Source organism: Chromobacterium phragmitis, assembly GCF_003325475.1.
Classification (GTDB): Bacteria; Pseudomonadota; Gammaproteobacteria; order Burkholderiales; family Chromobacteriaceae; genus Chromobacterium; species Chromobacterium phragmitis.
This window is the reverse complement of sequence record NZ_CP029495.1, coordinates 54,043-65,685: the sequence shown is the minus strand read 5'-3', so window position 1 is coordinate 65,685 and position 11,643 is coordinate 54,043. Positions and strand designations below refer to the sequence as shown.

General features: G+C 60.9%; 15 protein-coding genes. All 15 read left to right on the top strand.

Features of this window, described 5'->3' with window-relative positions; all coding sequences use genetic code 11:
* The first annotated feature begins 82 nt into the window (after positions 1–82).
* The 15 genes from DK842_RS00310 to DK842_RS00240 all read left to right on the top strand — a co-directional run bounded on the left by DK842_RS00310 (position 83) and on the right by DK842_RS00240 (position 11,642).
* Positions 83–1,303 carry a branched-chain amino acid ABC transporter substrate-binding protein gene (locus tag DK842_RS00310; RefSeq protein ID WP_114059579.1) on the top strand — a complete coding sequence of 407 codons (1,221 nt, stop codon included), beginning with the start codon at positions 83–85 and terminating at the stop codon, positions 1,301–1,303.
* Between the two features lie 486 nt (positions 1,304–1,789).
* Positions 1,790–3,040: a beta-ketoacyl-[acyl-carrier-protein] synthase family protein gene (locus tag DK842_RS00305; RefSeq protein ID WP_114059578.1), complete on the top strand. Its 1,251-nt coding sequence runs from the start codon at positions 1,790–1,792 to the stop codon at positions 3,038–3,040.
* On the top strand, positions 3,040–3,837 hold the full coding sequence (locus tag DK842_RS00300) for a MaoC/PaaZ C-terminal domain-containing protein (protein ID WP_114059577.1): 798 nt from the start codon (positions 3,040–3,042) through the stop codon (positions 3,835–3,837). The genes DK842_RS00305 and DK842_RS00300 overlap by 1 nt, the downstream gene beginning before the upstream one ends.
* A gap of 28 nt (positions 3,838–3,865) precedes the next feature.
* On the top strand, positions 3,866–4,135 hold the full coding sequence (locus tag DK842_RS00295; protein WP_168191762.1) for an acyl carrier protein: 270 nt from the start codon (positions 3,866–3,868) through the stop codon (positions 4,133–4,135).
* Positions 4,136–4,148: 13 nt separating this feature from the next.
* Positions 4,149–5,051, top strand: a complete 903-nt coding sequence (locus DK842_RS00290) for a diiron oxygenase (protein WP_114059575.1) — start codon at positions 4,149–4,151, stop codon at positions 5,049–5,051.
* On the top strand, positions 5,048–6,583 hold the full coding sequence (locus DK842_RS00285) for a phytoene desaturase family protein (RefSeq protein WP_114059574.1): 1,536 nt from the start codon (positions 5,048–5,050) through the stop codon (positions 6,581–6,583). The genes DK842_RS00290 and DK842_RS00285 overlap by 4 nt, the downstream gene beginning before the upstream one ends.
* Before the next feature lie 24 nt (positions 6,584–6,607).
* Positions 6,608–7,354 (top strand): 3-oxoacyl-ACP reductase FabG, encoded by a 747-nt coding sequence (fabG, locus tag DK842_RS00280; protein WP_114059573.1) that lies wholly within the window; start codon positions 6,608–6,610, stop codon positions 7,352–7,354.
* A 42-nt stretch (positions 7,355–7,396) separates the two neighbouring features.
* A complete protein-coding gene (gene fdxA / locus DK842_RS00275; protein WP_114059572.1) occupies positions 7,397–7,735 on the top strand; it encodes a ferredoxin FdxA in 339 nt (112 codons plus the stop codon).
* A gap of 12 nt (positions 7,736–7,747) precedes the next feature.
* Positions 7,748–8,161 (top strand): DUF3995 domain-containing protein, encoded by a 414-nt coding sequence (locus DK842_RS00270; RefSeq protein WP_114059571.1) that lies wholly within the window; start codon positions 7,748–7,750, stop codon positions 8,159–8,161.
* Between the two features lie 114 nt (positions 8,162–8,275).
* Entirely contained in the window at positions 8,276–8,617 is a 342-nt protein-coding gene (locus DK842_RS00265) for a DUF1289 domain-containing protein (RefSeq protein WP_114059570.1), read from the top strand.
* A 72-nt stretch (positions 8,618–8,689) separates the two neighbouring features.
* Entirely contained in the window at positions 8,690–9,409 is a 720-nt protein-coding gene (locus DK842_RS00260; protein ID WP_114059569.1) for a hypothetical protein, read from the top strand.
* 122 nt (positions 9,410–9,531) lie between these two features.
* A complete protein-coding gene (locus DK842_RS00255) occupies positions 9,532–9,960 on the top strand; it encodes a hypothetical protein (RefSeq protein ID WP_114059568.1) in 429 nt (142 codons plus the stop codon).
* Between the two features lie 27 nt (positions 9,961–9,987).
* Positions 9,988–10,329, top strand: a complete 342-nt coding sequence (locus DK842_RS00250; protein WP_168191761.1) for a DUF4180 domain-containing protein — start codon at positions 9,988–9,990, stop codon at positions 10,327–10,329.
* Between the two features lie 71 nt (positions 10,330–10,400).
* Positions 10,401–10,778 carry a 2OG-Fe(II) oxygenase gene (locus DK842_RS00245; RefSeq protein ID WP_198414601.1) on the top strand — a complete coding sequence of 126 codons (378 nt, stop codon included), beginning with the start codon at positions 10,401–10,403 and terminating at the stop codon, positions 10,776–10,778.
* 81 nt (positions 10,779–10,859) lie between these two features.
* A complete protein-coding gene (locus DK842_RS00240; protein ID WP_114059566.1) occupies positions 10,860–11,642 on the top strand; it encodes an enoyl-CoA hydratase/isomerase family protein in 783 nt (260 codons plus the stop codon).
* Position 11,643: the final 1 nt, after the last annotated feature.

The following is an 11,643-nucleotide window of genomic DNA, read 5'->3' as shown; positions in this document are numbered from 1 at the left end:
TACTTTAAGAGCAAGACTTGGATCCGGCGTTTCGCCGGTTATATAGAAGCGCGAAGTTGAAGCAAAGAAGAGGAACGAAGAAATGCAAGTATCCAAGCTGTCCACCCTGACTCTGGCGGTTGCCGCCGCCGTCGCCCTGTCCGCCTGCGGCAAGAAGGAAGAGGCCGCGCCGGCCGGCGCCGCGTCCGCGCCTGCCCAGGCAAGCGGCGGCGAAATCAAGATCGGTTTCGCGGCTCCGCTGACCGGCCCGCAATCGCATTACGGCGAGGAGTACAAGAACGGCGTGACGTTGGCCATCGAGGACGCGAACGCCGCCAAGCCGACCATCGCTGGCAAGCCGGTCACCTTCGTGCTGGATGCTCAGGACGACCAGGCCGATCCGAAGACCGCCACCCAGCTGGCGCAAAAGTTCGTCGACGAGAAAGTCGCCGGCATCATCGGCCACTTCAACTCCGGCACCGCCATCCCGGCTTCCAAGATTTACTCCGACGCCGGCATCCCTATGATCGCGATGGCCACTTCTCCGGTGTTCACCTCGCAGGGCTTCAGGAATACCTTCCGTTCCATGACCTCCGACACTCAGCAGGGCGGCGTGATGGGCAAGTTCGCGGTGGAGAAGCTGCATGCGAAGAAGATCGTCATCGTCGATGACCGCACCGCCTACGGCCAGGGCCTTGCCGACGAGTTCGAGAAGTCGGCCCGCGCCGCCGGCGGCGACGTGGTGAAGCGCGAGTTCACCAATGACAAGGCAACCGACTTCACCGCCATCCTGACCTCCATCAAGGGCGCGAATCCGGACGTGGTGTTCTACGGCGGCGCCGACGCGCAATCCGCGCCGATGGTCAAGCAGATGAAGCGCCTGGGCCTCAAGGCCCCGCTGATTTCCGGCGAAATGACCAAGACGCCGACTTTCCTGCAACTGGCGGGCAAAGAAGCCGACGGCACCATCGCCTCGCTGGCAGGCCTGCCGCTGGACCAGATGCCGGGCGGCAAGGATTACGAGGCCCGCTACAAGGCTCGCTTCAAAGCGGACGTGGCCACTTACTCGCCGTACGGCTACGATGCCACCCGCACCCTGATCCAGGCGATGGAACAGGCCAACTCGGCGGATCCCAAGGCCTATCTGCCGGTGCTGGCCAAGATCACCCACCAGGGCGTGACGTCCAGCAACTGGACCTACGACGACAAGGGCGATCTGAAGGATGGCGGCATCACCGTGTACAAGGTTGAAAATGGCCAGTGGAAGGTGATGGAAACTGTAGGCGGCGGCGCGTCGGCCAAGGATGCATCCGCGGCCAAATAAGACGGCTTTCGCAATAAAGAAACGGCGCGGATTTCCGCGCCGTTTTTCTTTGGAAAGCAGAGATTTGTTCTTTGTGAGAATTTTCTAAATATGAATTATAAATTTATGGATATTCTCGAAAAGTAAATTTTGTTCATGAATTGGTTTTTCACAACGGAGTGGGTCAAATTATATTTTTGTCGAACGTGGTTGTTGGAAATATATTTACAACATTTCTGAGGTATTGTAATTTCCATATGTCATGTTTTTGATTGTGGATAAATTGACTTCGTTCAATTTCAGGCTGTTCATTAATTGTTTTTGTTTTGATAATCAATTGGTTGGCTAGGCGCTCTCGCATTGGCTGGCTTTTAATCCTTCCGCTTTAATTACTTCATCATCGGACTGTTCCATTTCGATGCGATTAATCTCGCAGGGAATATTGTTGTCTTTTGATGGCTAATTGAGTGTGTTTTTAATGATCTGGATGCGCGACAAGGGAATGTTATGGCAAATCGTAGAGTGGTAGTTACCGGATATGGTTCTTTGACTTCTCTGGGAGAGAATTCCGCTGAGGCGTGGCAGGCCATTATGGATGGCAAGCTGGGTTATCGAAAACACGAGTTGGAAAACCAGCAAATCAAAGCCAAGTTCTTTTCATTCCTGGAGGAAAATAAAGCGCGTTATCGAGGCATTCCCAAATCCATTTCCCGCGCGTTGCCGGCATTCGCCAAAAATGCGGTGGTGGCGGCCCGGGAGGCGCTCGACATGGCGTTCGGCAGTCCTGAGGCGATGGCGGAGCATTACCCGGCGCATGAGTGCGGCGTCATCATCGGCACGGGGTGGGGCGGCCTCGACGAGGCTTACGACATTCGCGACGCTTACCGCGATACGGGGTTCGGCAGTCCCTTGGGCAGCCTGATTTCCATGCCCAGCATCGCGACGGGAGCCTGCACGCTGATGTGGAATCTGCGCGGGTATCAGAATACGGTGATCGCGGCTTGCGCCACCGGAACCATCGCGATAGGCGACGCGTACGAGGCGATCCGGCAAGGTCGCGCCAGCATGATGCTGGCGGGCGGTTCCGAGACGCTGCGCAATGAAACCAATATCTGGAATATCGATGTGCTCAACGCCTTGAGCAAAGAGCAGGAGGACGCGGCGCGGGCCTGCTGCCCGTTTGACCGCCGCCGCTCCGGCTTCGTGCTCGCCGAGGGCGCGGCGGTTCTGTGCCTGGAGGAGTTGGAGCATGCCCAGCACCGCGGTGCCACGATACTGGGCGAGATCAAAGGCTATGGCAGCTTTTCCGACGCCCGCGATTTCACCGCTCCGGCTGAGGACATGCTGGCTCGCGTCAAATCGATCGAGTTCGCCCTCAAGCAAGCCGGAAAGCGTCCGGAAGACATCGACTACATCAACGCCCACGGTACCTCGACGCCGTTGAACGATTTGAACGAGTCCAACGCCATCAAGGCCGCATTGGGAAGCCACGCGAAGCATGTTCCGGTATCCAGCACCAAATCCTACAGCGGCCACCTGATTTCCGCGGCAGGCAGCTTCGAGTCCATCATCTGCCTAAAAGCCATCGCCACCGGCATTCTGCCAGGCACCGCCAATCTGCTGGAGTCCGATCCCGAGTGCGATCTCAACTATCTGCCGAACGAGCATTTGCATGGCCAGACGGTGGATACCACCCTCAATCTCAGCTTCGGCTTCGGCGGCGCCAATGCGGCGCTGGTGATAGAGAGGGCGCGTTGATGCTGCTTAGTTTCGACAACAAGGCGATCTCGGACTGGGCGAAGCTGTCTGGAGACTACAACCCCATCCATTTTGAAGTGGAGCGGGCGAGGGAGACCGGCGCCAGCGACATCATCGTGCATGGCATGTTGCCGCTGCTGCATATCAAGCAGCGGCTGAGTTCGGCGTTGTCCGCCGACTCGGGCGAGGACTGGGTATCGGTCAAGGCCATGTTCCGCTCCCCGGTGCTGCGTCAATTGCCGCATGCATTGGAAATTCAGCCGGGCAAACAGCGCAGCCGTTTTTCCCTGCGCGCGACGCATGACGCTTCCGAGGTGATGGCGGGCAGCGTATATCGCTCCGTGCCGGCGGCGCCTCCGGCTCAGCAAGCCGGTTTTTCGATAGACCGGCAGTTGTTCCGCGAGAAAAAAGCGGTGTTTGCGGAGGCGTTTCCTGACTTCGACCGCGCCTGGCTGTTGGTGGACGCGCTGACTTTTTCTCAATTCCTGTCCAGCGAAGTGCCGTTTTCCATCGTCCGGGACCTGGCGAAGATAAGCGGCATCGCCAGCCAGCATGAGTTGATGGAAGCCGCCCTGACGGTGCAGACGGCGCACACGGTGATGGTCGAGCCGGAGCTGTTCCGCATGCCGCTGAGCCGGCTGAAGGACCCTGAGGAAATCCTCTGCGAACTGCACGCGCCGGTGACCGTGCCCAACAGCAAGGACACCTTGTCCGGCCTCAGCCAATTCACCGTACGGCTGGATGGCCGTCCGGTCATGCAGTCGGAAGTGGGCCTGTTGGTTCGCTTCAAACCTTGAGTCTTGTCTCTTCGATAAAGGAAGCATCATGCAGAACGAAACCCAAATCTTTGATGAACTGAAAGCGCTGATCCTGGACATGAAGGAGATCGAGGAGGATCAGGTGCAGCTCTCCTCCAGCTTCGAGGCGCTGGAGCTGGACAGCCTGGATTTCGTAGAGGTCCAAGTGTCGGTGAAGAAGCGCTATGGCGTCGATCTGGTATCCGATTTGTTCGCCTCCGGCAAGATCGCCAATATGGGCCAGTTGGTCGGTTACATCGCCGCCGAGTCCGTTCAGAAGAACGCAGCCGAAGCCTGAACGGAGAAAACGCATGGAAACGTCCACTGTTGCGCGCGACCCGCTGGGCCTGTCCGACGAGAGCCGACGCAAGGTGCAAACGCTGATCCGCGCTTCGCACCGCAAAACCATGGAGCTGGAGAGCGTGCTGCCGTGGGAGAACGGCATCAACCTGAGCCTGCCGCCGAAAATGGAAACCGGCAGCTGGATCTATGGCACGCCTTATTGGGATGCCATGACGCCGGAACAGCGCCACGAAACGCTGTGGAAGGAAACCGCCCGCGATGTGTCGATGTTCATCTGGCTGGAGCAGACGTTGCCGCCGCTGTATGTCGGCTACATCAATCGTTTTCGATTCGACCTGTCGCCCGAGGTGTATGAGTACCTGATGATTTTCTCCCGGGAGGAGATCACGCATACCCTGATGTTCCGGCGTTACATGAAGATGGCGGGACTGGAGCTGTTCCAGCCGCCTGGCGGCGCCTACGGCAGCTTTGTGGAGAAGCTGCCGATGATGAACCCGGTGATCGGCATCCTGTGGACGCTGATGATCGAGTGGGCCGCGGAGCTGAGCGCGATGTATCTGACCCAGTCTCCGGGGGTGGAGCCGCTGACCAAGATGATGTTCCACGAGCATCATATCGAGGAAGTGCGTCATATCGCGTTCGGCAAGCGCATTGTCGAGCACTTTTTCGATACCGCTCCCGAGGCGGAGCTGGCGGCGATGCGAGCGCAAATCGGCCAGCTGCTGCGCCATTTCAAGGCGGAGATGACCTTCAACAGTGAAATCTCCAAGCACACCTCCTTTGTCTTCCCGATACAGCCGGGCGATGAGGAAGCGATCGCGCTGGTGAGAGGGTCGGCCAACAACCAGCGTTTGAACAGCGAGCGCTTCGCGGAACTGGACCAGTGGTTCGCAGAACTGGGGATTGTATGAGCGAGGCGGTCTGGGACATCGTTTGCGTCGGCTCCGGCATCGCCGCTCTGACTTACGCGGCGGCCCTGACCGCGCAACGCCCGGGCTTGCGGGTCTTGCTGCTGGAGCAGCATACAGTGGCGGGGGGATACTCGAGCGAGTTCGTGAGACCGAAGCAGGGCGCGCGCTTCGATTGCAGCTTGCACAAGCTGTCCGGCATGGGCGAGCAAGGCAACTTGAGGCAGGTGTTCCGCTCGCTGGGATTGGAAGGGCAGATCCGTCTGCATTTTTCGCCGGTCTTGTTCCAGGCGGCCGGACCGCTATGGCTGGAGGTGTCGGAATCGCCGGAGCAGGCGCTGGCTGGCTTGCTCCAGGCATTTCCCGGCCAACGCGAAGGCCTGCTGCGGTTTTTCGACGATATCGCCGTGCATGGCAAGAACGGTTATTTGCAGTTTGAAATGCTGCAGGGGCGATACGAGCCGGACTTCGCCGCGATGCGGTATGCCCGCAAGCATCTGAAGAACATTACGGTGCGGGACGCATTGCGGCGAATGTTCGACGATCCGCAGCTGCGCGAGCTGCTGGCGCTGCCATCTATCTATGTCGGCTCATTCCCGGAACAGTGCAGCTACCTGTACTTCCTCCATGTGGTCTACGCCAATCTGTACATGCGCAGCGCCTACATGGACGGCGGCTCGCAACGCTTGTCCAATCTGCTGGTGGAGCAGATTCGGGCGCGTGGCGGAGAGGTGGTGCTGAACGTCAACGTCGAGCGCATTCTGGTGGACAAGAGCAGCATGCGCGCGACCGGGGTGGCGACCGACAGGGGCGAGTTCCTGGCGCGGGAGGTTCTGGTCAACGCCTCGCCGGTCTATGCGCTGGAGCAGTTGTTCGAACCCATGCCGGAGTTGGAGGCCTCGCGGCAGCTCGTGTCCCGGATTCGGCCGGCCAATGCCACCAGCACGCTTTACTTGGTGTTGGACGAAGACCCGGCCCGCCTGGGGCTGCCGCATGCGGAAACCATGTTGCTGGCCGATGATCCGGACGCCGCGTGGAGCGCGCGCGAGCGCTCGCGCGCCGACCCTGTGAACGTGACGCTGGCCGAAGAAGCCTATTGGCAGCGCTCGTCTTTGGAAATCACCAACTATCACGCGCTGGACGCAAGCGGCGGCAGAGTGGTGATCGTCAATGCCCTGGATGATCCGCGGCACTGGCCGCGTCGGAAAACGCCCGAATACAGAGCCAAGAAAAAACGCGGGCAGCAAGCGCTGCTGGAGCGCGTGGGCAGGCACTTCCCGGATTTGTCGGACCATATCGTTTACGCGGAGCTGTCCAGTCCGCATACCTACCAGCGATACACCAACAATACCGCGGGGTCGGGCTATGGCGCGCTGGTGGCGCCGGATGCCGCGCCGGCTTTGATCAACCACCGCTTTCCCGTGGCCGGCGTCAGCTTTCTCAGCGCCTGGGTGGCGGGATCGGGCTACGAGGCCGCAATGGGGTATTCGATGTTCAAGGCCAGCACGGCGGCCCCCGCCGCGGCGAGCGTTTGAACGACATCAATGGAAGGAGCGGCAATGCAAGACGAAATCATGCAACCCTGGGTGTTGGTGACCGGCGGCAGCCGAGGCATCGGCAAGGGCCTGGTGTTGGAGCTGGCGAAGGACTACCGGGTGGTTTTCACCTACAAGAGCAATGCGGAGCAGGCGCGCGCGGTGGAGGAGGCGGTCCTCCGAATGGGCGGAGAAGCTTATGCGGTGCAGTGCGACGGCAGCGATCCGGAAGCCGCGAAGCGTTTGGCGACGCAGTGCCTGGAGCGTTTCGGCGCGCCGCATGCAGTCATCAACAACGCCGGCGTGACTCGGGACGGCCTCATGATGTCCATGCCGCTGGCGTCATGGCGCGACGTGATATCCGCCAATCTGGACGCGGTGTTCCATGTCACGCAGGCGTTCCTGCCGGCCATGTGCGGCGAAAAACGGGGCGCGGTGCTGTTGATGTCTTCCGTCACGGCGGTCAAGGGCAATATGGGACAAGCCAACTACGCGGCGACCAAAGCGGCCATGGCGGGGTTGGCCCGAACCTTGGCGCTGGAGACCGCCCGTTTCAAAATCCGCGTCAATGCGATCGCGCCGGGCTTGATCGACACGGACATGGCGGATGGGATTCCGGAGAAGGCCCGCCAGCAGCTGGAGAAAAACATTCCATTGCGTCGCCTGGGCACGGTGGGAGAGGTGGCCGGTCTGGCGAGGTATTTACTGTCCGATGCGGCAGCATACATTACCGGGCAAACCATCGTGATGGATGGCGGACTCAGCAGCTGAGGCGGATATGGCGCGGCAATGCCGCGCTGACAGGAGAACATCATGACTTATGTTGTTTTAAGCGACTGCATAGGCTGTAAGCATTCGGATTGCGTGGATGTCTGCCCGACCGACAGCTTTCACGAAGGGCCCAACATGCTGGCCATCAATCCCGATGACTGCATCGACTGCGGCCTGTGCGTGCCGGAATGTCCGATCGACGCCATCCGGGAGGACAAGGCGGTGCCGGCACGCGAGCACGGCATGATCGCGCTCAATGCCGACCTGGCGCAACGTTGGCCCAATATCATCAAGAGCAAGCCGGCCTTGCCGGAAGCCGAAGCCTGGCGGGGGAGGCCGGACAAGCTGCAGTACCTGGAGGATTATCCCGAAACCGTCTGATGGAGCCAAAGCATGCTGAGTCTTGCGCTGTGTCTGGCATTCGCGTTGATCAGCGCGATGCATTTTTATTGGGCGTTCGGAGGGCGGGCGGGATTGTCCGCCGCCATTCCGGAGGTGGATGGCCGCAAGCTGTTTCAGCCATCTGCGGCCGGGACCGCCATCATCGCCGTGATGCTCGCCGCGGCCGCCGCGGCGATCGCGCTGCATGGCGGACGGTTTTTCCCGGAGATCGGCTGGTTGGCGCGCGTATTGAAATGGGGCCTGCTTGCCTTGGGCGCCGGCATGCTGTTGAGAGGAATCGGCGAGTTCCGCTATGTCGGCCTTTTCAAACGAGTCAAGGGCAGCCGCTTCGCTCGCAACGACACGCGTTTTTATTCCCCCTTGTGTCTGATGTTGGCCGCGGGGCTGTTCTATCTCGCGTGGTAGCGCCGAAGCCTGCGCAGCGTCGGGGCGAGAGCCCCGTTTTGCCATATTCGGATTTCGACAGCCTCAAGGAGAAGAGATAGCATGCGGGTATGAACAGAACCAACGGTAACAAGGATGGCGAAAACTGAAATCTCGCCTTGCATCGGCATATGCCGCCTGGACGACAGCGGGCAAGTCTGTGTCGGTTGCCGCCGCACGCTGGAGGAGATCGCGGGTTGGTCCCGTTATGGCAAGCAGCAGAAGGAAAAAGTGTGGCGGAGGCTGATGGCCTTGCCTTTGCCAGTGCAGGTCAAGACCTGTCCGCAATGCGGAAATGGCTTCACTTGCGGCGCAGGCGGCGAGGCGGGCGGTTGCTGGTGTGCAGACTTGCCGCTTGAATTGTCGCCGGGAAAGGCGAACAGCGACTGCCTGTGCCCAGTTTGTCTGCAAAAGAGGTTGGGCGCCGAGGAGGGATGAAGGGCGAAGCGGCGTCTGGGCTGATGTTTATGGAATGATAGAATGGCCACCTTGACTCGAAATGCCTGTCTCATGCAAGAGAATATCAAGACCGCCCGGCCGTATCTACGCGTTTTCCCCGAGCCAGAACAAGTGTTCGCCGATCCGGTCGAGCGTCACGCCAAACACTTGCTGCCTTGCGTGTCCGTGGCGTTGTCAGCGGTCAATCCCGCCTGGGAAGGCTGGATACACATGGTGCTGCCTGTGGAGCCGCTGGATGGCTATGTCGGCGAGTGCAGCCCGGATTACCACAATGAATACTTGGCGCCGAACTGGCTGGCTTTCCGGCTGACCGAGTCCGGCCATTACCAGCTGCTGGGAGATTTTCGGTTCTTCATGCTGGAAAACATGGCGGATGAGGAATGGATTGCCGCCCGCTCCAGATTGAAGACGCACTACGCGCTCCAACACCGCGCATTTAGGGAGACGCGTGACATTTACCGCCGTACCGGCGTATTGCATTCGGCGCTTTTTTGCGGCGAAGCGGAGGCGCGAGATCTGGCCGCGGAAACGCCGGTGAGCATTCTGACGCAACTGGGCGGAGGCGCGCCGGGCGGCAACTGGTGCGACAGCGAGGGGGTGAAGGTCGACGAAAGCGATCCGGACGCAGTGGTCCCGATTGGACCGAATGGCGAGCGCTTCGAGTTCATCGCCAGCGTGACAGGCTACGACTTTATGGCGAGCGGAACCACCACGCTGTTGTTCTACCATCCTGAAAGCCGCGTCGCGTTGCTGACGTTCGATTGGACATGAAACGCGGTTCCGCTTGAACGGCGAGAGTCGCCAGCGCTTATGCCGACAGACTGCCATGCTATATGATTGTATCTGGCGGCGGGATCATGCCGTCTCGGACATTACCTGGTCGGAGGCATGCCATGAATGAAAGCGTAGTCAGGGCGGAGCCGGTTTTCTCCATCAGCCTGGAGAAAGCGCTGGATGAGCGGATGGAGGCGCTGCGCCGCCAGGTGGAGCGGCGGGCTGAGGAGATCGCAGGCGAAGGAGGCGGGCCGGTGGATGTCGCGAGCCTGGGCTTGGCGCTGGATGAGGCGCTGAATGGCCGCCAACGGTGGCGGGCGGGGTTTTTCGAGTTGTTTCCGCCGTTCACCTGTGTTTGCGCCGCCTTATGCCTGGCTTTCGCCGCATTCGGCCTGCTGTTTCCGCTTCTGGACCCGATCCCGGGCGAAGGCAAGAGTTCGGCGCTGGTGGCGGGTTTTCTCGATATCGCCAAGATTTTCGCGGGCGCCATCGTCGGTTCTACGTCTTCGGTTGTAATCTCCGCGGCGCGGTCGCGCCGTTCTGGCTAGTTTGATTGGGGGGGAATGGATCATCAAGTGCTGACCGCCAACAGGCACCGCGTATTGGAATGGCGCGGCGGATTGAGCGAAGCGTCCTCGGCAGTGGAGTTGATTTCCGCCTGCATCGAGGAGGATTGCGCGCGCCTGCTGATTGCGCACGATGTTTTGCCGGAGGCATTCTTCCAGCTGAGCAGCCGCTTTGCCGGCGAATTCCTGCAGAAATTGCAGAACTACCGATTGCGGACTGCGGTGGTGATGGATGCGGAGCGGGATTACGGCGAGCGGTTCGACGAATATCTGCGCGAAGCGAAGCGCGGCCGTTTTTCCCGCCTGTTCCGGGACCGGGACGAGGCGCTTGCGTGGCTGGGGGAGGCATGACTGAGTTCTGTGCCATCCATCCGACTCTCGAATCGTTTTGAAGGGCAGGCCGTTTCAGCCTGAGAGATGCCATGCGTTCCATGATTTCCGAGCTTCGCCGCGATGCCTGGCGCTGGCGGCGCGGCCGCCAGGGCAGCGGGTACGACAAGATGCTGTTGTTGACCGCGCGCTGGCCGCTGCCGTTCGACTGTTATTTGATCCGTTACCCTGATGGTTCGGCGATTCCGCCGCACGTGGACCCGGTAGGGAAGGGGCGCCATTACCGGCTGAATCTGATTCTGAAGTCGCCCAAGGCCGGCGGCGAGTTCGTTTGCGCGGCGCCGTTGTTTTCCAGCCGTCGGATCAAACTGTTTCGGCCCGATTTGTGCGAGCACAGCGTGACGCGGGTGGAGGGCGGCAGCCGCTATGTGTTGTCGATAGGGTGGGTGCGCGGCGCGCGAAAGCATTGACGAGGCGGGATAGCCGATGGACCTGTGCGCTGCCCGGCCTGCGATTCGGGCTGGGCGACGTCGAACGGGCATGGAGGCGGGATGCTGGAACGAGATGGGGTACGCAGCAAGGCCGAAGACGGCATCGCGCGGCTGGAGCTGCATCGGCCGGACTGCCTGAACGCGATGAACCGCCAGCTGTTGCGGCAACTGCTGGCCGCGCTGGAGTGGGCGGCGGCGGACGAGGCGGTGAGGGCGGTGATCATTACCGGCCACGGGCAGGTGTTTTCAGCAGGAGCGGACATCCGCTACCTGAATCGGGCGTCGGCGGCGGAGGTGAGAGAGCTGGCCAGGCTGGCGGTGGCGGTCACTGGACGGATAGAGACGCTGGGCAAGCCTGTACTGGCGGCGATCAACGGCGACGCGCTGGGCGGCGGCCTGGAGATCGCCGAGGCCTGCATGCTGCGGCTGGCCGCGCCGCACGCTCGCTTTGGCCATCCAGAGGTGAGGATAGGCGCGGTGGCTGGCTTCGGCGGCACCACGAGGCTGCCCAGGCTGATAGGCAAGGGCCGGGCGGCGGAGATGCTGCTGACCGGGCGTCTGATCGATGCGGAGGAGGCCTGCCGGCTGGGCTTGGTCAACCGCGTGGCGCCTGCCGATGATTTGCTGGCGGAGGCCGAGTCGCTGTTGCGTGAAATCATGGCGCAGTCGCCGACGGCGGTGCGGCTGAGCTGGGAGGCGATCCATCGCGGCTTGTCGCTGTCGGAGGACGAGTCGGCGCGCCTGGGCGCGGATTACTTTGGCCTGGCGGCGCAAAGCGAGGATTTTCGCATCGGCACCCGGGCGTTTCTGGACAAGCGGCCGCCCAAGTTCAAGGGGCGCTGAA